21 protein-coding genes are annotated in these 20,487 nt (G+C 64.8%); 3 read left to right on the plus strand and 18 right to left on the minus strand.

What is annotated here, in order from left to right:
- Positions 1-3: 3 nt before the first annotated feature.
- The 3 genes from FFS21_RS28705 to FFS21_RS28715 are packed head-to-tail and all read right to left on the minus strand — an operon-like array spanning position 4 to position 3,527.
- Positions 4-1,650, minus strand: coding sequence for a fatty acid--CoA ligase (locus FFS21_RS28705; RefSeq protein ID WP_137928104.1), 1,647 nt, complete (start codon positions 1,648-1,650; stop codon positions 4-6).
- A 38-nt stretch (positions 1,651-1,688) separates the two neighbouring features.
- Positions 1,689-2,537 carry a TauD/TfdA dioxygenase family protein gene (locus FFS21_RS28710; protein ID WP_137928087.1) on the minus strand — a complete coding sequence of 283 codons (849 nt, stop codon included), beginning with the start codon at positions 2,535-2,537 and terminating at the stop codon, positions 1,689-1,691.
- A gap of 9 nt (positions 2,538-2,546) precedes the next feature.
- Entirely contained in the window at positions 2,547-3,527 is a 981-nt protein-coding gene (locus FFS21_RS28715; protein ID WP_137928088.1) for a quinone oxidoreductase family protein, read from the minus strand.
- A gap of 203 nt (positions 3,528-3,730) precedes the next feature.
- Between FFS21_RS28715 and FFS21_RS28720 the strand changes: the two genes are divergently transcribed.
- Entirely contained in the window at positions 3,731-4,732 is a 1,002-nt protein-coding gene (locus FFS21_RS28720) for an AraC family transcriptional regulator (RefSeq protein ID WP_137928089.1), read from the plus strand.
- Between the two features lie 71 nt (positions 4,733-4,803).
- Complete coding sequence (locus tag FFS21_RS28725) at positions 4,804-5,178, plus strand: hypothetical protein (protein WP_137928090.1); 375 nt, start codon at positions 4,804-4,806, stop codon at positions 5,176-5,178.
- On the opposite strand, the gene FFS21_RS28730 is transcribed toward FFS21_RS28725, so the two are convergent.
- Genes FFS21_RS28730 through FFS21_RS28750 form a run of 5 tightly spaced genes read right to left on the minus strand, consistent with a single transcriptional unit; the run spans position 5,157 to position 10,245 of the window.
- On the minus strand, positions 5,157-6,203 hold the full coding sequence (locus FFS21_RS28730; protein ID WP_137928091.1) for a DUF2955 domain-containing protein: 1,047 nt from the start codon (positions 6,201-6,203) through the stop codon (positions 5,157-5,159). The two genes, FFS21_RS28725 and FFS21_RS28730, sit on opposite strands and share 22 nt — an antisense overlap.
- On the minus strand, positions 6,193-7,290 hold the full coding sequence (locus tag FFS21_RS28735; RefSeq protein WP_137928092.1) for an HlyD family secretion protein: 1,098 nt from the start codon (positions 7,288-7,290) through the stop codon (positions 6,193-6,195). Before FFS21_RS28735 ends, FFS21_RS28730 begins: the two co-directional genes overlap by 11 nt.
- Positions 7,287-8,774, minus strand: a complete 1,488-nt coding sequence (locus FFS21_RS28740; protein ID WP_137928105.1) for a TolC family protein — start codon at positions 8,772-8,774, stop codon at positions 7,287-7,289. Before FFS21_RS28740 ends, FFS21_RS28735 begins: the two co-directional genes overlap by 4 nt.
- A 46-nt stretch (positions 8,775-8,820) precedes the next feature.
- Positions 8,821-9,969 carry an AI-2E family transporter gene (locus FFS21_RS28745; RefSeq protein ID WP_137928093.1) on the minus strand — a complete coding sequence of 383 codons (1,149 nt, stop codon included), beginning with the start codon at positions 9,967-9,969 and terminating at the stop codon, positions 8,821-8,823.
- Between the two features lie 3 nt (positions 9,970-9,972).
- Positions 9,973-10,245 carry a hypothetical protein gene (locus FFS21_RS28750; protein WP_137928094.1) on the minus strand — a complete coding sequence of 91 codons (273 nt, stop codon included), beginning with the start codon at positions 10,243-10,245 and terminating at the stop codon, positions 9,973-9,975.
- A gap of 159 nt (positions 10,246-10,404) precedes the next feature.
- Between FFS21_RS28750 and ppk2 the strand changes: the two genes are divergently transcribed.
- The gene (gene ppk2 / locus FFS21_RS28755; protein ID WP_137928095.1) at positions 10,405-11,247 is read left to right on the plus strand and encodes a polyphosphate kinase 2; all 843 of its coding nucleotides are present in this window, start codon (positions 10,405-10,407) and stop codon (positions 11,245-11,247) included.
- 2 nt (positions 11,248-11,249) lie between these two features.
- On the opposite strand, the gene FFS21_RS28760 is transcribed toward ppk2, so the two are convergent.
- From FFS21_RS28760 to FFS21_RS32325, 10 genes are all read right to left on the minus strand, one after another.
- Entirely contained in the window at positions 11,250-11,663 is a 414-nt protein-coding gene (locus tag FFS21_RS28760) for a hypothetical protein (RefSeq protein ID WP_137928096.1), read from the minus strand.
- 14 nt (positions 11,664-11,677) lie between these two features.
- Entirely contained in the window at positions 11,678-12,133 is a 456-nt protein-coding gene (locus FFS21_RS28765; protein WP_502705206.1) for a glycine zipper domain-containing protein, read from the minus strand.
- 16 nt (positions 12,134-12,149) lie between these two features.
- Positions 12,150-15,305 carry an efflux RND transporter permease subunit gene (locus tag FFS21_RS28770; protein WP_137928098.1) on the minus strand — a complete coding sequence of 1,052 codons (3,156 nt, stop codon included), beginning with the start codon at positions 15,303-15,305 and terminating at the stop codon, positions 12,150-12,152.
- Positions 15,302-16,489 carry an efflux RND transporter periplasmic adaptor subunit gene (locus FFS21_RS28775; RefSeq protein WP_137928099.1) on the minus strand — a complete coding sequence of 396 codons (1,188 nt, stop codon included), beginning with the start codon at positions 16,487-16,489 and terminating at the stop codon, positions 15,302-15,304. Before FFS21_RS28775 ends, FFS21_RS28770 begins: the two co-directional genes overlap by 4 nt.
- A 51-nt stretch (positions 16,490-16,540) precedes the next feature.
- On the minus strand, positions 16,541-16,795 hold the full coding sequence (locus FFS21_RS28780; RefSeq protein ID WP_137928100.1) for an RNA recognition motif domain-containing protein: 255 nt from the start codon (positions 16,793-16,795) through the stop codon (positions 16,541-16,543).
- 111 nt (positions 16,796-16,906) lie between these two features.
- The gene (locus FFS21_RS28785) at positions 16,907-17,302 is read right to left on the minus strand and encodes a response regulator transcription factor (protein WP_137928101.1); all 396 of its coding nucleotides are present in this window, start codon (positions 17,300-17,302) and stop codon (positions 16,907-16,909) included.
- A gap of 92 nt (positions 17,303-17,394) precedes the next feature.
- Entirely contained in the window at positions 17,395-18,018 is a 624-nt protein-coding gene (locus FFS21_RS28790; RefSeq protein ID WP_137928102.1) for a response regulator transcription factor, read from the minus strand.
- Positions 18,006-18,887 carry a sensor histidine kinase gene (locus tag FFS21_RS28795; RefSeq protein WP_137928103.1) on the minus strand — a complete coding sequence of 294 codons (882 nt, stop codon included), beginning with the start codon at positions 18,885-18,887 and terminating at the stop codon, positions 18,006-18,008. Before FFS21_RS28795 ends, FFS21_RS28790 begins: the two co-directional genes overlap by 13 nt.
- A gap of 309 nt (positions 18,888-19,196) precedes the next feature.
- Positions 19,197-20,159: a DUF2950 domain-containing protein gene (locus FFS21_RS28800; RefSeq protein ID WP_249359728.1), complete on the minus strand. Its 963-nt coding sequence runs from the start codon at positions 20,157-20,159 to the stop codon at positions 19,197-19,199.
- 19 nt (positions 20,160-20,178) lie between these two features.
- On the minus strand, positions 20,179-20,487 hold a 309-nt coding region (locus tag FFS21_RS32325), incomplete at its 5' end, for a hypothetical protein (RefSeq protein ID WP_212745278.1).

Raw genomic sequence — 20,487 nt, forward strand, 5'->3', positions numbered from 1 at the left:
GGTCTACCCCACCCGCCCCCGCAGCACCTTCTTGTCGATCTTCCCTACGCTGGTTCTCGGGATGGCATCCACGAAGACAATTCGCTCCGTCTCGGGCACCGCGTACTTGCTCAGGCGCTGTGTATCGACGTGGCCGAGCAGCGCGTGCCGGATCTGGTCTGCTTCCACGGCCACGCCGTTCGCACGCACTACATAGGCCATCGGCCGCTCGCCCCAGCGCGCGTCGGGCACACCTACCACTGCGCACTCGCGTACGCCCGGCACCTGCGTGACGAGATTCTCGACCTCGATCGAAGACACCCACTCGCCGCCGGTCTTGATCACATCCTTGAGCCGGTCCACGATCCGCACGAAGCCGTCGGGTCCGCTGACGGCCACGTCCTGCGTGTGCAGGTAGCCATCGGCCCACAGCTCTTCCGACGCCGCCGGCTTGCCGTGATAAGCGCGCGTCAGGTACGGCGCGCGCAGCACGATCTCGCCCTGCGCCTGGCCATCGGACGGCACCTCGCGCATGTCGTTGCCGACGATCCGCAGATCGACCAGCGGCAGCGGACGCCCCGTGGCGCAGCGCAGGCGCACCTCCTCCTTGCGATCGCGGGGCACATGGCCCGGAGGAATCTGCGCCAACGCCACGATGGGGCCCGTCTCCGACATGCCGTAGCCCGCAAAGATGTCGATCCCGCGTGCCAGCGCCGCCTCGCATAGTGCCTCCGGCAAGGCCGAGCCGCCGATGATCACCTTCCAGTCGTCCAATGGCTGGCCCGTTTGCTGCGCTTCTTCCAGCAGCATCTGCAGAATGGTGGGCACGCAGTGCGAGAACGTGACGCGCTCTGACTCGCGCAGTTTCAGCAGCGCGGCCGGCACGTAGCGTCCCGGCAGCACGGTACGCAAGCCCAGCATGATCGCTACATACGGCATGCCCCATGCCATCACGTGAAACATCGGCGTGATCGGCATGTACACATCCTCGCGATGGATGCGTTGCCCCTCGCGCGGCGAGCACAGGCCCGTGGCCGCTGTCAGCGTGTGCAGCACGATATCGCGATGGCTGTAGCACACGCCTTTCGGATCGCCCGTGGTGCCCGTGGTGTAGAACATCGCCGCCCGCGTGCGCTCATCCAGCTCGGGGAAGTCGAAATCGGCGGGCGCGGCGGCGAGCAATGCTTCGTATTCACCGTCGAACACGACGCCGCTTTCCTTAACTTCCTGGCCGTCTGCCATCAGCACGATACGCGGCTGTCTTGCAAGCTGGCCGCGTATCTGCGCCAGCACCGGCAGGAAGTCGGGATGCACCAGCACCACATCGGCGCCGGCATCGTTGAGCGTGTAGAGGATCTGCTGCGGAGAGAGCCGCACGTTCACGGTAAACAGCGTGGCGCCCATCATCGGCACACCGAAATAGCATTCCAGGTAGCGATGGCTGTCCCAGTCCATGACGGCCACGGTGTCGCCCTGCCGCACGCCGAGTGACGCCAGCGCGCAGGCCAGCTTGTTCAGCCGCTGCCCGAAATCGCGGTACGTGTAGCGCATTTCGCCGCGATAGCTGATCTCCTGCTCGCCGTGCAGGCGCATGGCATTGGTCAGCAGTTGCTTGACCAGCAGCGGGTAGGCGTAGGCCGACGGCGTGGGAACGATAAGGTGGTTGTCGATCACTGCGGTATCTCTCGTTGTCTTGGGTGCTTCAGATTTCAGAACGGCACGTTGCCGATAATCCCGGCGCGCTCCATCTTGCGATGGCAGGGCGGGTAGTCCATCACGGCATAGTGCTGGGTGGCCGTGTTATCCCAGATCGCCACACTGTCCGGCTCCCAGCGCCAGCGCACCTGGAACTCGGGGATATACGCCTGCGACACCAGGTAGCGCAGCAGATCGGCCGCGCCGGGATTGGCGTCCTGGCCAAAACGCACGCGGTCCGGTGTGTGGAAGTTCGTGAAGTGCGTGGTGAAGCCGTTCACGTAAAGGATCTTCTCGCCGGTATCGGGATGGGTGCGCACGACGGGGTGCTCGGCATCTGGAAACTGCGCTTTCAATGCGAGGCGCTTCTCCCGCGGCATGGCCGCGCCAAAGCTCGCCTCGATGCTGTGACGGGCGCGCAGATCGGCAATCTGCGTCTTGACGGTGTCCGGCAAGCGCTCGTACGCCAGGGCCATGTTGGCCCACATCGTGTCGCCACCCACGGGTGGGCTCTGCACGCATCGCAACACCGCGCCGAACTGCGGCGCAGCGCGCCACGTGGCATCCGAGTGCCAGCAGTTCTCGTAACGGTCGTTCGGCTGGTCCGGTGACTTGTAGATGCGCACGAGGCCGGGGTGTTCGGGATCGCTGCCCGCTACCGGGTGATCCTCAAGCTCGCCAAAGCGGCGCGCGAATGCCACGTGTTCGGCACGGCTGAAGCGCTGGTTGCGCAGGAACACCACGCGGTGCCGGAGCAGTGTTTCGCGGATCGCGCCGAACAGGTCGTCGTTGCGCACCGCTTCGGCCAGGTCCACGCCCACGATTTCGGCGCCGATGGCACAGGTCAGAGGTTTGATTTGCATGGCCGCCTCTCAGATGACAAAGATCGAAGACCCCGTGGTCTTGCGCGATTCCAGGTCGCGGTGTGCCTGCACGGCATCCTCCAGCGCATAGCGCTGGTTGATTTCGATGCGGATGCGCCCGGCGCCGACGTGATCGAACAACTCACCCGCCAGTTCGGCTTTTTCCGCGGGGTCCGCAATGTAGTCCGCCAGCGCGGGACGCGTCACGTACACCGATCCCTTCATCGCCAGCAGCACAGGATCGAACGGTGGCACCGGACCCGATGCCGTGCCCACGCACACCAGCAGGCCACGACGCTTGAGCGAGTCAAGCGACGCCATGAACGTGCTCTTGCCCACGCTGTCGAACACCACCGACACACCTACGCCGTCCGTGATCTCGCGCACGCGGCTGGCCACGTCTTCGCGTGTGTAATCGATGATGTGCTGGCAGCCATGCGCGCGCGCCACGTCGGCCTTGGCCTCGGTAGACACCGTGCCGATCACGTTCAGTCCCAGCAGCCGTGCCCACTGCGCCACGATCAGCCCCACGCCGCCGGCTGCAGCGTGCAGCAGGATCGTGTCACCGCGACGGAACGCGTGGATGCGCCGCATCAGATAGGCCGATGTCAGGCCGCGCATCGTCATCGCCGCAGCCGTTTCAAAAGCGATGTTCTCCGGCAGACGAATCAGCGGCGCAGCCGCCACCACGCGTTCAGTGCTGTAAGCCCCCAGCGTGTTCAGGAAGCCGGTGTAAGTCACGCGGTCACCTGCGGCCACATGGGTCACGCCCGCGCCAACCGCCTGCACCACACCTGCGGCTTCCACACCCATGCCTGCCGGCAAGGGCACGGGATAGGTGCCATTGCGGAAGTACGTATCGGCATAGTTCAGCCCCACCGCCACGTGGCGAATCCGGACCTGCCCCGGCCCTGGGTCGCCCACCTCCACGTCTTCGAGCCGAAGAACTTCGGGTCCACCGGTTTGATGCATGCGCACGGCCTTGGCCATCTGCTGGTCTCCACATTCAGGGGGCCACGCGGCATGCGCAGCCATGCATGCAATGTAGAGCGCGCAGGGGTTGACCGCTTTGCATCGCCCGCCGACAACTTTGCATTTCATGCCAGTCCGCCTATCATCGCCAACGATGACACGCCACGGGATGTGAAGCGTGCACGACAGAACGACAAGACGGGAGACAGGATGAGGACGCCATGAGGACGCTCGTACGCGCGGCGGCGCTGACCAACTTCTTCGAGGTAGCCCAGGACCTCGGCGTGAATGCGCAGCCCTTGCTACGCGCAGCGGGCCTGACCCGCGCGATGCTGGCCGACCCCGACCAGCGTATTCCAGCCGAACGCTGCGCGGCACTGCTCGAAGCCGCCGCACAAACCGCGGCGTGCCCCACGTTCGGCCTGCGCATGGCGGAGTCCCGGCAGCTTGCGGATTTCGGCGTGATGAGTCTGCTGATCAGCCAGCAACCCACCCTGCGCGATGCGCTGGAAACCATCATCCGCTATCGCCATCTGGTCAACGAATCGGTGGCGATCCTGCTGGAGCGTATGGAAAAGGTCGTGATCATCCGGCAGGAAGTGGTACTCGGCACGCCGTCCCGGCAGGCCGCGGAGCTGGCGGTGGGCGTGATCTTTCGCCTGTGCCGGGCGCTGCTGGGGTCCAACTGGCGTCCGCTCGGCGTGCACTTCGCGCATGCTGCGCCGCCTGACCTGCAGGTGCATCGTCGCCTCTTCGCCTGCCCAGTGGAATTCGGCAGCGAGTACCACGGCATCGTCTGCCTGGCCGCCGATCTCGATGCGCCGAATCCCTCAGGCAATGCGGCGATGGCGCTGCATGCACAACGCATGGTGGAAACGCTGCCGCGCGTCAATGATCGGTCCATCGCACGCGAGGTGCGCAACACCGTCTACCTGATGCTGCCGATGGGACGCGCCACGAGCGAGGCCGTGGCCCAGGGGCTGGGCATGAGCCTGCGTTCGATGCAGCGCCAGCTAGACGATGCCGGAGAGACCTTCACCGACATCCTCAACGAGGTAAGGCGCGAGCTGGCCCAGCGCTACGTGGCCAATGCCGACTACTCTCTGCTGCGTGTCTCCGAGTTGCTGGGCTATGGCTCGGCGGCATCGTTCACACGCTGGTTCTCCGCGCAATTCGGCGAGGCACCCAACCTCTGGCGCCGCCGCCACACAACGTCACGGTGAATACCCGCGCGGCGTGCTACGCTTGGCGGCATTGCGCCCTTGGCTTTTGGACTTTCACCACTGGAGCTTTCATGGCATCCCCCCGACGTCTGCTGCCGCTCGCGGCACTGCTGGTCCTGATTCCCGGAAGCATGGCCTGGGCGCAACCCCAGAGCGGCGCGTCAAGCGCGGCGGCCGCCATCTCGGAGGCCGTGCAGGACGGCTCGAATCCGTATCGCCCGCCTTCGGCACCGAACCCCAACGACAAGTCCAACGCCAGCTACGAAGACCAGCGCCGCGCCCGGTGCGATCAACTGCTGCAGGACATCAACGACACGTCGCGCAAGCGCACCTACAAGTCGCCCGGCACCGCTACCACGAACGCACAAGGCGAGGCCGTACCGAAGCTCGAACGCGACAAGACCCTCAAACGCCTGCAGCAGAGCTATCGCGACAACTGCTCCTGATCGGGCACGGTCGTTCGTCGGATGTCGAGCACGGCCAGCATCAGGCAGGCGTAGAGCGACACACCGACGAACAACCCCATGCGCACCAGGAACGCCTGGTAGACATCCTTGCCGGTGGCGCTGTCCTCGACGGACTGCCCCAGCAGGATGATCATCGTCACCAGGCTGTTCAGCCAGAAGCCCGGCGACATCGACGTGGCATGCAGCCGGAACAACCGTCGCGCGATCCACAGCGAAAACAGTGCCATCCACAGGCCGTACATCCACAGATGCACGAACAGGCCGAGCGCCAGCCAGAACGCGATGGCCAGTAATCCGCCGAGCAGCGTCGAGCCAACCAGTTCGCGCGCCGCACCGCGAGCCGTTGTGCAGCTTTGCCGCCCAAGGCTCACCGCTTTCATGATGATCGGCAGGTAGGCGGCGGGGTCCGCCATGGCGAGCAGAAACGGCGGCATCACCACCAGCGTGGCGCGCAGGGCCATCCAGTCCGCTTGCTCATGAGGTTCGGCCTTCCTGTGCGAGGCCGGTGAAAGATGCGGCTCGCGCACCAACACGTGGCACGCTCCCAGCATCAGCACCGCCAGCAGCAGACTCCGCGTGAGCGTGCCGATGACCGTCACGGCCAACGCGCCATCCGCCGAACCCGCCGCCGCGATCAGCGTCACGCCTGCGACGAGAAACGTCGACACCAGCATGTTGCCGCCGCGTAGCCCGTGACGAAACGCCAGGAACAGGCAGAGTCCGGTCATCAACACGCCACTGACAGGCGCCTCGCGCAGGAACGGCACCAGCAACAGGCCGCTGCCCGTGGCGAGCAGCATCACCAGCGCGAGGCCCACTCCCGCACGCACGGTCAGCGGCCGCTCCATCGATGCGAAGACGAAAACGGCCAGCACGGGTGCGACGAACGGGATGGGCCATTGCAGACCGTAGCTGACGACGAGGCACGCCGCCGCACCGATAGCAAGCCGCAACGCACGCCGTTGCAGCATAGGCATCACGTCGCGACTCTTTTCAGTAGACATACGAGAACCAGCTCATCACGCGCAGGAACGCGCGACCGGGCAGGTTGAGCGGATTGCCCTCCTTCGGGAACGCCATCACCTCCGCCTGCCCGCCCACCCGCACGCCACGCAGCGTATCGAGTTGTCCGGCATCGATATCGATCCGCACCGGAAAGCGCTGCGCGGGCCGCAGCCAGTCGCGGCTGTTCTGAATCGTCGGCAAACCACCTGGCGGAGGACTCTGCCCCGTGCTGACCCCGAAGCCGATGCTGTGCACGCGCCCGGTCAATACCCTGCCGGGCAGTGCATCGAGCACGATGCGCACGGGCGTGCCGGGTGCCATATGACCCAGATTGTTCTCCGTCATGTCCGCGCTGATCCACACGTCGTGGATCGCGATCAGCGTCATGACAGGATTGCCCGCCGCCGCATACAGCCCCGCCTCGGTGCGCAGGTCGGTAACCAGGCCTGCCGTGCGCGCACGCACCTGTGCATTGCTCAGATCCAGTTCGGCTTTCTCGAGCGCGGCTGCCGCACTGCGCAGCTTGGCGTTGTCTTCGTCACTGCCGCCCTGCTGCTCCCGTGCGCGCTCCACTTCCGCCCGTGCTGCCGCCACCTGACTCACCGCCTGCGTATGCGAGGCACGCGCGACTTCCAGGCGTCGCACGGAAACTGTGCCCGGATCTTCCCTGTATAGCCGCTCCAGCCGCTCGCTGTCCTGCCGTGCCTTCAACTCGTTGGCCTGCGCGGCACGCAACGAGGCTTGCGCTGACGCGATGCCGGCTGTGTTGGCACCAATCTGCCGGCGCGTGGATTCGAGTTCGGCGCGCGCGCGGTCTACCGCGATGCGGTAATGCTGCGGGTCCACATCGAACAACACGCTCCCGGCGGCCACGTTCTGGTTGTTGCGGACATAGACGCGGGTCACGCGCCCCGAGACTTCCGACGCCACAGGAATGACGAATGCCTGCACACGGGCCTGCTGTGTATAAGGCGTGAAGCGGTCAGCCAGCAAATACCAGAGCAAGCTCAAGGCAATCAGCAACAACACTGCCCATAGCGCCTTGCGGGACGGGTCGGAACCCGCCGATGCCGGTGGTCCGCTCATGGTTGCGAAGTCTCCCCGATCAGCTTTCCCCAGTCCGTGCGCTGTTCCATCTGCTGCCGCGTAGCGGCATCGATCAACGGTGCCGACGTCGCCCATCCACCACCCAGCGCCTTGTAGAGCGCGATCAGGTAGTTCACCGCGTTGCCGCGATTGACGAGGTAGGCGTCCTGCTGCGCGAACAATGCACGCTGGGCGTCCAGCACGCGCTGGAAATCGGAATAGCCCTCGCGAAACACGGTGGTCGCCAGCGCCAATGAACGCTCGGCGGCCTGCGACGCTTCGCGCAGGATGCGCTCGCGCTGCAGCGCCTTGGCCAGACCGCCCGCGGCATCGTCGGCCTCGCGCGCGCCCTGGCGCACGGTGTCCTGATACGCCACGATCAACTGCTGCAGCCGCGCGTCCTGCACGCGCACGTTATTGACGATGCGTCCGTAGTCGAAGATGTTCCACCGCACACTGGGTCCCCCCACCAGCAGCATGCCGTTCTGCGTGCCCGGCAACGATGTGGCCGACCAGCCAATGCTGCCCATCAGCGTGACTGCCGGATACAGGTCGGCGCGCGCCACGCCGATCAGTGCCGATTGCGCGGCTACCTTGTATTCCGCCGCCCGCACATCGGGACGACGCAGCAGCAGGTCAGCCGGCACGTCCTGCAGCACCGCACGATCGATCAGCGGCAACACGCCGGTGCGGTCGCCGGCATCGGCCAGTTCAGGCAGCGGCCCCGGTGGCCGTCCAAGCAGCACCAGCAACGCATTGCGCGCTTGCTGGATCTGGTTCTCGAGTTCGGGAATGCTGCTCAAGGTTCCCAGGTATTGCGTGCGCGCCTGCTGGAAGTCGAGTTCATCGCTCTCGCCGCCTTTGAACAGTCGCTCGGTGATTTCGAAGCTGCGCTTCTGCAAGCGCGCGTTATCGCGCGCAATGGCCAACCGCGCCTCGGCCGTGCGCAATGCGTAGTAGGTGGTGGCCACCTGCGCGTGCAGCAGGACCAGCATTGCCGCGTGATTGGCCTGTGCGCCCAGGAACGCCGCATCCGCCGATTCGATCGCGCGCGCGAAGCGTCCCCAGAAATCCAGCTCCCAGCCAACATCGAGACCCGCGCTGTATTCCCACATCCGCGCCGTCTGCGCCGAGGCACCCGTCTGCCGGCTGTGCACGTACATGGCATCGGCCGTGGCCTGCTGCACCTGCGGATAGCGGCCCGCTTGCGCCATGCCCAGTTGCGCGCGCGCCTCCATCACACGCAGGCCCGCGATCCGCACACCGGCGTCCCCGGCATCCGCAGCAACCATCAACCGCTCCAGCGCAGGGTCTGCGAATATCCGCCACCACTCGCGCGTCTCGGGCATGGCACCGGACGTGCTGACCTGTTCGATGGCTTCGCTCTGCCAGTGGGTTGTCCACGGTTCAGGCGCGGGGCTGAAATCCGGCCCCAGCTTCACGCATCCGCCCAGTACGGCAGCGATAGCGACACCAACGGCGATCCATCCTCCTCTCCAGAGACAGGGGCGACATGGGCGATATGGCACGTCATTCCTCGCCAACGCCAGGCCCGGTCGGCAGGCTACTGGGCTCCGTGCTGGCTTTCACGGTTGTCTCGACGCTTTGCAACGGCGGCTGGTCCACCCATTGCCAGAACAACTGGTAGGCCACCGCCAGCGCGATGGGACCGATAAAGAGTCCGAGGATGCCGCCCGTGACCATGCCCCCCAGCGCGCCAATCAGCACCACCGGCATCGGCACCTCCACGCCGCGCCCCAGCAACAGCGGCTTGAGCACGTTATCGGCCAGCCCGGCCACGAACACATACGCCGCAAAGACAACATTGCCGACGCTCATGCCATCCGTGGCAAAGACGAAGAGGATGACCGGAATCGTGATCAGCGTCGCAGGCAACTGCATGATGCCGAGCAGCAGTATGGCCAACGCCAGCAGGCCCGCGCCAGGCACACCCGCCATCACGAAGGCAATGCCGATCAGCAGCATCTGGATGAAGGCGATGCCCACCACGCCCTGCGCCACCGCACGCACGGTGGCCGTGCAGAGCGCCGTCAGGCGCGGCCCGCGATCCGACCCCGTGATGCGCGACATGATCCGTATCGCGCTACGCTCGCCCAGCTCGCCATACGCCATGAAGATGCCCGCGATGATCAGCGCACCCACGAACATCAGCAAGCCCACGCCAACGCCGCCTACGGCGCTCAATGCCGTGATGCTCGCTACCTTGATCTGCGGTGCGAACTTCTGCGCCAGGGCCGTGGCGTCCGTGGCCGCCAGCAACCAGAAGTCGTAGAACCGCTGCCCCACTACGGGCCAACCCGCCACGGATTCCGCAGGCGGCGGCACGTGAAACTCGCCGCGCCGCGCGATGTCCATCGCACGTTCCACGGATTCGATCACGGCCATTCCCAACAGGTAGGTGGGCACCAGCAACACTGCAATCACCAGCGCGATGATCAGCGTGGCGGTGCGGCCGTCGCCGGCGAAAACCTTGCCGCGCAAGCGCGTCTGCAAGGGATAGAGCGTAATGGCGAGGATGATGGCCCAGACAATCAGGTTCAGGAACGGGCGGAAGATCTCGAAACAGAACATCGCCAGCAACGCGACGAGTCCGAAGCGGATCAGCGTGTCGATCAGCGTTCGCGAGTACAACGCAGTGGAGATCGGACCTTGCATCATGCGCTATGCCCCCTCGCGCGAACGGGCGACCTTGACCAGCGCCGCGCCCACCAGGAACAGGATCACGCAGCCCAGCAGCCAGTCGCGCGCAAGCACGTTGACCAGATAGCGCGGCGGATCGCCGCCGGTACGGAACATCTGCACTTCCAGCCCCTGCAGCGCCATCCGGAACAGGTTGAGCCGGTCAGGCATCTGCCCGCTGGGATCGCTGAAGAAGATGCCGATCACGGCCAGCCACAACGCTACCACCATGAACAGGAATCCGCATTTGCGCATGATTGCCGACCCTCCCTGAGATCAGGGTCCGACAATCCATCGCGCATTGCAATTGGTCCTTGGGCCAAGCATTGGACCAAAGTCCATTGCCAAGGACATCGGCAGTGTCCAGATTTAGGAAGGTGAGAACGCTACGAACATGAGTGCCGGGGGACGAAGATGGGAAAGAAGGAAAACAGGGAAAAGAAGGAGAAGCGGGCCGCGCAACCTGCGACATCGGTGGAGCCCGAGCCGCTCGACCGAAAGACCTACGACCGCGCACTGGCCGACCTGCACGTGGAACTGGTTCACCTGCAGAACTGGGTGACCGCCACGGGCGCCAAGATCTGCATCGTCTTCGAAGGCCGCGACGGCGCGGGCAAGGGCGGCACCATCAAGGCCATCACCGAACGCGTCAGCCCGCGCATCTTCCGCGTGGTGGCACTCCCGGCGCCCACCGAGCGCGAGAAGAGCCAGATGTACATGCAGCGCTACATGCCCCATCTTCCTGCGGCCGGCGAAGTGGTGATCTTCGACCGCAGCTGGTACAACCGTGCGGGCGTGGAGCGCGTGATGGGCTTTGCCGACGAACGCCAGGTGGAGATCTTCCTGCGCGCCGTGCCGCTGATGGAGCGCGCCATCGTCGCCTCGAATATCCAGTTGATCAAATACTGGCTGGAGGTCAGCCCCGAGGAGCAGACACGCCGGCTGGCGTCGCGCATCGAGGACGGACGCAAGACCTGGAAGCTCACGGACATGGATCTGAAATCCTACAGCCGCTGGTACGACTATTCCCGCGCCCGCGACGCCATGTTCGACGCCTCGGACACCGACCTCGCCCCATGGCATGTAGTGCGCTCCGACAACAAGCGCCGCGCGCGCCTCAACATCATCCAGCACCTGCTGGACAGCGTGCCTTACGAACGCATTCCCGCGAAGAAGGTCACGCTTCCCGCCCGACAGAAGGCGGGCGGGTACAGGCAACCTGACTATCCGTACCGGTATGTTCCGGAGATTTACTGACGCTACCCCTTCAACATCGTCTTCTTCCATTCTCCACCGGGTTGCTGGCAGTACCACCCGACCCACTTCTCCGGTTGCCGTCCGCGCTGGCGCAGTTCGCTGCGGATCTTGCGGCAGCGCTGGCCGTTCTCGGTGCGCGTGACCAGAGGCGTGAAGCTGCCTTCGGTCGGGATGCCCTTGGCGTTCGGCGGCAACTGGAACGGCACGCTCTGTTTGTCATCGGTCTCGGAAAGCGTCTTGCCGAACGTGCTGACCAGTTGTGCGGTCTGGTCCTTGTCCAGGGTGCCGATGATGGTGCCGTTCATGAACGTATCGAAGTAAGCATGCGAGGGCACTGCCCACGACATTGCCAACGCTCCGAACGTTGCCGCAGCACACACGGCAGGTACTACGCGCCATCGCAGGAACTTTGTCATTGCCGTCTCCTCATCTACTGAATCGTGTAGCCGCGACCCTGCATGCACGCGCCATACGCGCGGTAGTAGGTGTTCATCGCGCCAGCCGATTGCGATTGCGCATTGGCCTGCTGGTTGCGCTGATTCTGCCGCGCGCGGTGGCCACCAGCCATCGTACCCACCGCCGCGCCCGCCGCCGCGCCTTTGCCTGCATCGCCGGCAATGCCGCCGATCACCGCGCCGCCTAGCGCTCCCCGTGCCGCACCGCCAACGCGTTCGCCACCGCCGACCGCCGGACCGGAGGGTGGCGGCGGTGCCGTGGCGACTGCCGCCGGGTCGATGCCGGTATTGGACTTGGCCCACGAATAGCAGTACCCGTCGTCCTGTTGCTGCTGTTGCTGACTCTGACCTTTTGCCGGATAGGCAATGGGCTTGGACTGTGCGATGGCAACGCCGCAGCAGGCGGCCGATGCCAGCGCGGTCACGATCATCGACTTGCGCATGGCTTCACTCCTTGAGCGAGATGGGTCCGTGGGGTGCGTGTGCGGCGGACTCGGCGAGCTTGGCCTTGGTACGGCGCTCCAGTCCCCAGAAGAACATTGGAATAAAAAAGATGGCGATCACCGTGGCGCCCAGCATGCCGCCGATCACACCGGTGCCCAGCGACTGCCGGCTGGCCGCCGACGCACCGCTCGCAATGGCCAGCGGAATGCAGCCCAGGATGAATGCCAGCGACGTCATGATGATGGGGCGCAGCCGCATCTTGGCCGCCTTGACGGCGGCGTCGTAGGCGCTCAAGCCTTCCTTGACACGCATCTCCACCGCGAACTCGAAAATCAGGATGGCGTTCTTGGCCGCCAGTGCAATCAGCACCGTCAGCCCGATCTGGAAATAGACATCGTTCTCCATGCCGCGCAGTAGGATGCCGACCAGCGCACCGAACAGCGCAAACGGCACGGCAAGCAGCACGCCAATCGGCAAGGACCATTTCTCGTACTGTGCGGCGAGGATCAGGAATACCATCAGCAGCGCAAACGCGAACACCATCGCCGCTGTGGACCCCGCCTTCTTTTCCTCGTACGCCTGTCCGCTCCACGCGTAGCTGTAGCCTTCGCCAAGCACTTCCGCCGCTACCTGCTCCATCGCCTGCAGCGCCTGCCCGGAGCTATAGCCCGGTGCGGCATCGCCGGTAATTTTTGCAGCAGGGAAATTGTTGAATCGCGTGACAAGGTCCGCGCCGGCCACGTAGCGCGCCGTGGTCACGGCCTTGACAGGCACCATTTCGTTGCGCGAGTTCCGCACGTACACACGATCGATATCTTCCGGACGTGAGCGGTACTCCGGCTCGGCCTGCAGGATCACCTGAAACAACCGGCTGTTCTTCGGAAACTGGCTGACGTATAGCGAGCCGAACATGGTCTGCAACGCGGAGTACACCTGCTCCACCGGTACGCCCTGCGTCTCCGCACGTTCGCGATCCAGGTCCACCAGCAACTGCCGCGAGCGGGTATTGATCGTGGTACTGACGCCACGCAGCTCTGGCCGCGCACGTGCCTTGGCGATGAAAGCGCGCGTTCGCTCTTCCAGTTGCTGATAGGTGCCGTCACCCGTGCTCTGCAACCAGAACTCGAAACCGCCCGTGGTGCCGAGTCCCGGAATCGATGGCGGGTTGACCGGAATGACGAGGCCCTCGCGGTATGTGGAGAACTCCTGGTTGGCGCGTGCGATCAACGCCGCCGCACTCTCCTCCTTGTCGCGTTCGTGAAACCCCTTCAGCGTGACAAACAATGTGCCGGCATTCGACTTGTTCTGTCCGTCGATCAGGCTATAGCCGTCCGGCGTGGCCACGGATTTCACACCTGGCTGCTTGCGGAACCATTCTGCGGCCCGGTTCGACAACTCGCCGGTACGATCCAGGCTCGCCGCGTCTGGCAGGATCACCGCGCCCAGCAGGTAGCCCTGGTCCTCCACGGGCAGGAACGACGACGGGATGCGCACGAACATCAGCACGCTCACCGCAATCAGCACCCCCACGGTCACGACCGAGATCACGGCACGCCGGATCAGCGCCTGCACCGCGCTGCCATACCCTTCCACCAGTTGGTCAAACTTGCGGTTGAACCAGCGGAAAAAGCGGTTCTTCTCGTGCGTACCGGGCTTCAGCAGGATAGCGGCCAGCGCGGGCGAGAGTGTCAGCGCAACGATGCCAGAGAGAAACACCGACACCGCCAGCGTGATCGCGAACTGTTTGTAGAGCTGTCCCGTGATGCCCGACAGGAAGGCCACGGGAATGAACACGGCCAGCAGCACCAGCACGATGGCAATGACCGGGCCGCCCACTTCGTCCATGGCAGCCTTGGCAGCCTCCCGTGGCGGCATATGGAACTCCATCATGTTGCGTTCCACGTTTTCGATCACCACGATGGCATCGTCCACCACGATGCCAATCGCCAGCACCATCCCGAACAGTGTGAGCATGTTGACCGAGAAACCGAACGCCGCCATGGCCGTGAACGTGCCGATGATCGACACCGGCACGGCCAGGATCGGCACCAGCGTTGCCCGGAAGCTCTGCAGGAACAGATACACCACCAGAATCACAAGGATCACCGCATCGCGCAGCGTATGCACCACCTCGTTGATCGATTCATGCACGAACTCCGTGGTGTCGAGCGCGATCTCGTACTCCATGCCCGGTGGAAATGTCTTCTTCGCTTCCGCCAGTGCCTTGCGGACCTGCTCGGCCACGGCCAGCGCATTGGCGCCTGGCTGCTGATACACGGCGAGTAGCGTGGCTGTCTTGCCCTGATAGCGGCTACGCAGCGAATAGTCCTTCGATCCCAACTCCGCACGGCCGATATCCTTGAGCCGCACCAGCGCGGCGTCCCCAGAGGCCGCACGCAGGATGATGTTCTCGAACTCCTTCGGTTCGGTCATGCGCCCCTTGGTGGCCACCGGGAAGGTCTGCTTGACCGGCCCCGCCGTGGGCGACTGGCCAATGCGACCCGCCGAGAATTGCTCGTTCTGGTTCGATACCGCGTTCTTCACATCCTCTGCCGTGATACCCAGTTGCGCCATGCGGTCCGGACGCAGCCAGATGCGCATCGCGTAGTCGGGCGTGCCGAAGATCGCAGACTGGTTGGCACCGGGAATGCGCTTGAGCGCATCGAGGATGTAGATGCTTGTGTAGTTGTCGACGAAGGTCTGGGGATAGCTGTTGTCGGGCGAGTACACCGCGATCACCATCATGAACGCCTGGGATCGCTTCTCCACGGTCACGCCCTGCCGCGTCACCGCATCGGGCAGCGTCGGCAGTGCCAGGTTCACGCGGTTCTGCACGTCCACCTGTGCCAGTGACGGATCAGTGCCGATCTCGAAGTACGCGGTCAATGTGAGATTACCGGTAGACGAGCTTGTGGACGACATGTAGAGCATGTTGTCCGCGCCGTTCACCTGCTGCTCGATAGGCGCGGCCACGTTCTGCGCCACCACTTCGGAACTTGCACCGGGATACGTGGTGGACACCGTGATGCTCGGCGGCGTGATGTCGGGAAACTGTGCAATGGGCAGGTTGAACATGGCCACCAGCCCGCCCACGACAATGATGATCGACAGCACCGATGCAAAGATCGGCCGGTCGATAAAGAAGTGCGACAGCTTCATGACGGCTGTCCCTTTGCGGCACTGGCGCCAGCGGTTGGCGCAGCGGTTGGCGCCGGCACGGGTTTCACCGGTGCCCCGGGCGCCAGCCGCACCGATCCATCCACGATGACTGTGTCGCCCTCGCGCAGTCCAGAACGAATGACCCAGCTACCCTGCGCCCACTCCCCCACCTCGACCACGCGCGACTCGGCCTTGTTGTCCTTGTTGACCGTCCAGACCGACTGTCCGCGCTGGCCCTGCACCACGGCTTCCTGCGGCACGGTGATGGCGCGCGTCCGCACGGCGCCCAGCACATGCACGCGCACGAACTGGCCCGGTCGCAGCCGCCCCTCCGCATTCGGCATCTCCGCGCGAACCAGATAGGTGCCCGTGTCCGAGCTATACGAGGCATCGGCAAACGCAATGTGGCCACGCTGCGGATAGACGCTGCCATCGGCCAGCACGATCTCCACTTCCATCGCGCCACGATCGGGCATCTTCAGCGCGCCCGACGCGGTCTGCGCCTGATTCTGCAGCACCTCGTTCTCCGACAGGCTGAAGTTGATCCAGATGGGATCGAGCTTGGCCACATAGGTCAGCAGGCTGTTACTGGGATCGATATACGTGCCCACCTGTTTCTTGGCATAGCTGGACAGGCCCGCCACCGGCGAGGCGATGGTGGTGTAGCCGAGGTTCAGCTTTGCATTGGTCACGTTGGCCCTGGCCGCCTCCACGGCGGCTGCGGCCGCCTGCTCCTGGCCCGTGGCGTCGTCGAGGTCTTTCTGGCTCAGCGCATTCCTGGCCGCCAACGGTCGCACCCGTGCGAGGTTGGCGCGCGCCGTGGTCAGGCGCGCCTGCTGCTGGGCGAGTTCGGCCTGCGCGGCGTCCAGCGCGGCCTGGAACGGCTTTGCGTCCATCTTGAACATCACTTGCCCGGCCTTCACGAGCGCGCCTTCCGTGTAGAGCCGCTGTTCGAGAAAGCCGTTCACACGCGCACGGATCTCCACTTGCTGGGAGCTCTGCGTCTCGCCCACGAACTCGTAGGTCAGCGGCACGTCGCGCAGCGTCACCTTGACCACGCCAACCTCGCTCACGTGCGGCGCGGCGGGCGCCTTGGCCTCGTGCCGGTCGCACCCCGCCAACGCCAACGCCATCACGGTCAGCCATGCGCCGCGCCCACTCACGGACTTGAGACCGCTCGCCATATTTATCCTCCGTCCGCTCCGACGACTGCCGTGCACCGGAGCGATTCAGGTTTACTGGTATCGCTCCCGGAGGATCAGCGCATTGATCTTGTGGCCGTTCCAGAACACGCCATGGATGCGCGGCTGCAGCTTGTACAGCTCCGGCAGGTCCAGCGCGTTGAAGGTCAGCGTCATGGACGGACGCGTCCCATCGCCTTCCTGCTGTTCGGCGTGATCGAACGCAGGAAAGCCGTAGCGGGTCAGGAACTCCCTGACCTCGTCCTCGGTGGTATCTGGGTGGAGATTGGAAAGCATCAAGAGCGCCATGGCAGGTCTCCTTTGCCGCCCGCGATGCCAATCGCGCGGCATTGCAGACTAAGCATGTGCCGCAGCAGTCGTGCTTGGCAATTGGACCAAGGACCATGCTCGGGGACGGCATCACGGGCGCAGTCCGGTACGCAGGACGCCGCGTACGAGTTCGATCAGTTGCGCCGCATGAAACGGTTTGCGCAGATAGCCGATGGCGCCGGCGGCGAGCGCCGTGTCGCGTGCGGCGGGCACGTCATGCGCCGTGATGAAAATCAGCGACATCGGCAGGCCGATCAGTTGCTGCTGCACCTCCAAGCCGTTGAGGCCAGGCATGCAGACATCGAGGATGACGCAGTCGGGCCGATACCGGGGATCGTCTCGGATGCGGTGCAGGAAGTCGTCACCGCTGACGTAGACATCGGCACCAATACCCGCCGCGCGCAGCAGCCGGGCCGTGGAGCGTGCCACGGAGGCGTCATCGTCCACCACCGCCACGCATTGCGCAAATTGTTCCGAAGCATCCATCGCCACGCAGGCCCGGAGGTAAGCATGTACTCAGGCTACGAAAGACGAACGGCGGGCGATATTGGCCCATGGGGCCGATTGCGGGCCGGCGCTCAGGCCCGCTGGCCTGCAACCATCCCCATCCGGTCGGCAATCCGCACCAGCGCGGGCAGCGAATCCACCTCCAGCTTCTGCATGACGTGGGCCCGATGCACCTTGATGGTCTTCTCCACCGTGCCAAGCTGGCTGGCCACCTGCTTGTTGCGGATGCCTGTGACGATCCAGCCCAGCACTTCGCGCTCACGCGGCGTCAGGCGGCTGATCTTCTGCTGCAACTCGCGCAACTCACGCATCTGCGCATGCTGCCGTTGCGCACACGCACTCCCTTTTTCCACCGCCGCCAAAAGTTGCGTGTCGGATACCGGCTTCTGCAAAAATTCGATGGCGCCGGCCTGCATGGCAAGCACGGCACGTGGCACATCGGCATGCCCGGTGAGGATGATGACGGGAATCCTGCGATGCAGCGCCTCCTGCACGGCAATGCCGTCCATGTCCGGCATCTGCAGGTCCAGCACGGCGCACCCCGGCACGTTCTCCAGGTCAGCTTCCGCGATGAACTGCCGCGCCGACGCGAACGGGGAAGTGGGATAGCCATGCGCGCCCAGCACGCGGCACAGTGCCCGCCGCACGCTGTCGTCGTCATCCACGATGTACACCAGTGATTTCATGAGTGGCATATCGCTGCCTCCCGGATGGAAGAAGTCGTTTCCCCAGGCACCCTTGCCGATGGCTCGATGGGCAGCAGGCACTCGAAGGTCATGCCGCGGTCGCTGTTGCGGATGGCCACGACACGTCCGCCGTTGCGTGCCATGAGCGCACGGCTGAAGGACAGGCCCAGCCCCAGCCCCTTCGGCTTGGATGAGTAGAACGGCCGGAAGATGGCATCGAGATCGGCATCGGCCACACCGCAGCCGTTGTCGCGTACCGATACGCGGATCGTGTCATCCTGCCGCCTGGCGGTCACTGACACTTCGTGCGCGACACCCGGCGGTGCAACGCCAACCGCGTCCAGGGCATTGGTCAGCAGGTTGAACAGCACCAGCTCGATTTCCATCGGGTCGCCCACTACACGCGGCAGCCGTGAATCACAGATGCCCTGCACGATGGCAACGCCCGACGCCTTGTCCTTGCGCGCCAGCTCCACCGCACGCGCCATCACCGGAACGATCTCGAACGGCACGGCGCGTGGCGCCTCGCCGCGAATTAGCGCACGCACGCCGCGCACGATATCGCCCGCGCGGGAGGCGTCGCTGACGATATCGTCGAGAATTTCGCGGATTTCACCGTGATCGGCCAGGCCCGACGCGAGGTATTCCCGCGCGGCCTGCGCATTGCTGGTGATCGCGGTCAGCGGCTGGTTCAGTTCATGGGCAAGCGATCCGGCCAGTTCGGCCATGCCGGGCCGATGCGCGATGTGGGCAAACGGCCCCCCACCGGCCACATCCGACAGCCGACGAGAGTCGGCGCGCTGCCGGCGTTGGCCCTGCTGCGCCGCCACGGCAACGGCAGCCACAGCCCCCAGTATCAGTGCCGGTAACCACATCATGGCGCAAAGCCCATGCTCAAACCCCTGGCAAATAGGCACAGGAGCCCTCGGGACGACGGCATGCAGCACGACACCACGGCGCGGCCGGGCAAGCCGGCACGGCAGTGCGCATCGCGATAAGGCGTCCCTGAGCGCTTACCCCTATGCGGTGACAGTCAAGCTATCCAAGTCGATCAAGTCTGTTGCTTCTGCTTGTTTGAGTACTTGTGCCATAACACGTTAGGTCGGCGCTCTGCGTATTGCAATCTTTACTTCTCTACCTCCTGCCATCCGGCCACATACGGAAAGTTTTTTATCCGCTCACTTCATTCATGGCCTCGCCGCCGATGCCCGCATGCCTGGCTCTGGCTGCAACAGTTCAGGGGCGACCTTCGTCCAGCCTGCCACCGGATCGAACGATGTCATTGCCGCTGCGCGTGCCGCGCTGTCGCGGCCGAGGTCGCGCTCGAAGACCTGGCCGTCGTGGCTGACCATGAAACTTTTGATGCCGGTTTCCCCATAACGGGCCGGCCACGCGATGACCGCGAAGCCGCCGAACAGCTTGCCGTTGACGAGATAGGGATACGCGCCCCCCGGTGCGGCGGCGCCCTGCGACGTCAGCAGTCGATAGCGGTAGCCGTGATAGCCATCCGTTGGTGACTGGTGCTTCACAGCATCGACGAAAGCCGACCCCAACGGACTCGGCGCTTCGCCCGGACGTGTCGGCCAGTAGAGGCCATCCTTCTTTCCCGGACTGCTGACGAGCTTGCGCGCGTACACCGTCATCGGACTGCCTTCCGGGTTGCTCGACGCATAGTCGCGTTGCGCGTCGCAAATTGCGAGCATGGTCTGGATGGTCGATAGCTCGTTGCGCCCGATGCGCCGCAGACGGATTTCGGTCATGCCAGCCTGTGCATCGAAATGCCAGCGGCTGTTGGCGCGTACCAGCGGAATCGGCAGCGTCCAGCCGTCACGTCCCACCGTGATGCGCGCACGGTTCTCGCCGTCGGGGGCAACGCCATGCGATTGGCTCCACGCGGCGAGAAAGCGATATCGCAGGTCCGCGCCCACGGGTGGGATCAACCGCCTTGCCGACTGGCCCAGCAGCGCCTGCATGGCCACATCGTCACTGGTGGCCACCGCATCGCCAAATGCCTGCATCGCAGCCTCGGGGGTATCGAACGCCTTCTGCGCGCGGGCATCGGCCACCCCGGCGCATGACGCGACGACGACGGCCACACCCGCAAGATGGTGCCAGGTGGGAAGCGTGGTTCGCATCGTCAGAAAACGCATGGGATTCGCCTTCCGTTGGTCATCGTGACTCATCGCCGGCCCCCTCGGCCACCGCCGCCGCCGCGCCCGCCGCCGAAGCCGCCACCGCCGCGTCCACCACCGCCACTGAAGCCACCACCGTGGCCGCCGCCAAAGTTTGACGAACCGGCACTTGCGCGCCCTCGGTCAAAGTCCCGCTGTGCGGCACCCCCGCCGCCGCCAACACCCTGGAACGCGTTATCGCGTCCGCCGCCGGCACTGCGGTCTCCCGCGCTGGGACGATCCCCGGCGCGATTGCCTCCCCGGTCTCCTGTGCGATCCCCTGTGCGATCCCCGGACCGATCTCCCG

The organism is Cupriavidus sp. 2SB, from assembly GCF_005503625.1.
Lineage (GTDB): Bacteria > Pseudomonadota > Gammaproteobacteria > Burkholderiales > Burkholderiaceae > Cupriavidus.

What these genes read in the sequence shown, in the direction of transcription:
- FFS21_RS28780 (WP_137928100.1), bottom strand. Translation starts at nt 16,795, where the DNA reads ATGGCGCTCTTGATGCTTTCCAATCTCCACCCAGATACCACCGAGGAC.
- FFS21_RS28770 (WP_137928098.1), bottom strand. Translation starts at nt 15,305, where the DNA reads ATGAAGCTGTCGCACTTCTTTATCGACCGGCCGATCTTTGCATCGGTG.
- FFS21_RS28750 (WP_137928094.1), bottom strand. Translation starts at nt 10,245, where the DNA reads ATGCGCAAATGCGGATTCCTGTTCATGGTGGTAGCGTTGTGGCTGGCC.
- FFS21_RS28765 (WP_502705206.1), bottom strand. Translation starts at nt 12,133, where the DNA reads ATGATCGTGACCGCGCTGGCATCGGCCGCCTGCTGCGGCGTTGCCATC.
- FFS21_RS28795 (WP_137928103.1), bottom strand. Translation starts at nt 18,887, where the DNA reads ATGATGTGGTTACCGGCACTGATACTGGGGGCTGTGGCTGCCGTTGCC.
- FFS21_RS28745 (WP_137928093.1), bottom strand. Translation starts at nt 9,969, where the DNA reads ATGATGCAAGGTCCGATCTCCACTGCGTTGTACTCGCGAACGCTGATC.
- FFS21_RS28800 (WP_249359728.1), bottom strand. Translation starts at nt 20,159, where the DNA reads ATGCGTTTTCTGACGATGCGAACCACGCTTCCCACCTGGCACCATCTT.
- ppk2 (WP_137928095.1), top strand. Translation starts at nt 10,405, where the DNA reads ATGGGAAAGAAGGAAAACAGGGAAAAGAAGGAGAAGCGGGCCGCGCAA.
- FFS21_RS28720 (WP_137928089.1), top strand. Translation starts at nt 3,731, where the DNA reads ATGAGGACGCTCGTACGCGCGGCGGCGCTGACCAACTTCTTCGAGGTA.
- FFS21_RS28725 (WP_137928090.1), top strand. Translation starts at nt 4,804, where the DNA reads ATGGCATCCCCCCGACGTCTGCTGCCGCTCGCGGCACTGCTGGTCCTG.
- FFS21_RS28735 (WP_137928092.1), bottom strand. Translation starts at nt 7,290, where the DNA reads ATGAGCGGACCACCGGCATCGGCGGGTTCCGACCCGTCCCGCAAGGCG.
- FFS21_RS28715 (WP_137928088.1), bottom strand. Translation starts at nt 3,527, where the DNA reads ATGGCCAAGGCCGTGCGCATGCATCAAACCGGTGGACCCGAAGTTCTT.
- FFS21_RS28730 (WP_137928091.1), bottom strand. Translation starts at nt 6,203, where the DNA reads ATGTCTACTGAAAAGAGTCGCGACGTGATGCCTATGCTGCAACGGCGT.
- FFS21_RS28775 (WP_137928099.1), bottom strand. Translation starts at nt 16,489, where the DNA reads ATGGCGAGCGGTCTCAAGTCCGTGAGTGGGCGCGGCGCATGGCTGACC.
- FFS21_RS28710 (WP_137928087.1), bottom strand. Translation starts at nt 2,537, where the DNA reads ATGCAAATCAAACCTCTGACCTGTGCCATCGGCGCCGAAATCGTGGGC.
- FFS21_RS28760 (WP_137928096.1), bottom strand. Translation starts at nt 11,663, where the DNA reads ATGACAAAGTTCCTGCGATGGCGCGTAGTACCTGCCGTGTGTGCTGCG.
- FFS21_RS28785 (WP_137928101.1), bottom strand. Translation starts at nt 17,302, where the DNA reads ATGGATGCTTCGGAACAATTTGCGCAATGCGTGGCGGTGGTGGACGAT.
- FFS21_RS28790 (WP_137928102.1), bottom strand. Translation starts at nt 18,018, where the DNA reads ATGCCACTCATGAAATCACTGGTGTACATCGTGGATGACGACGACAGC.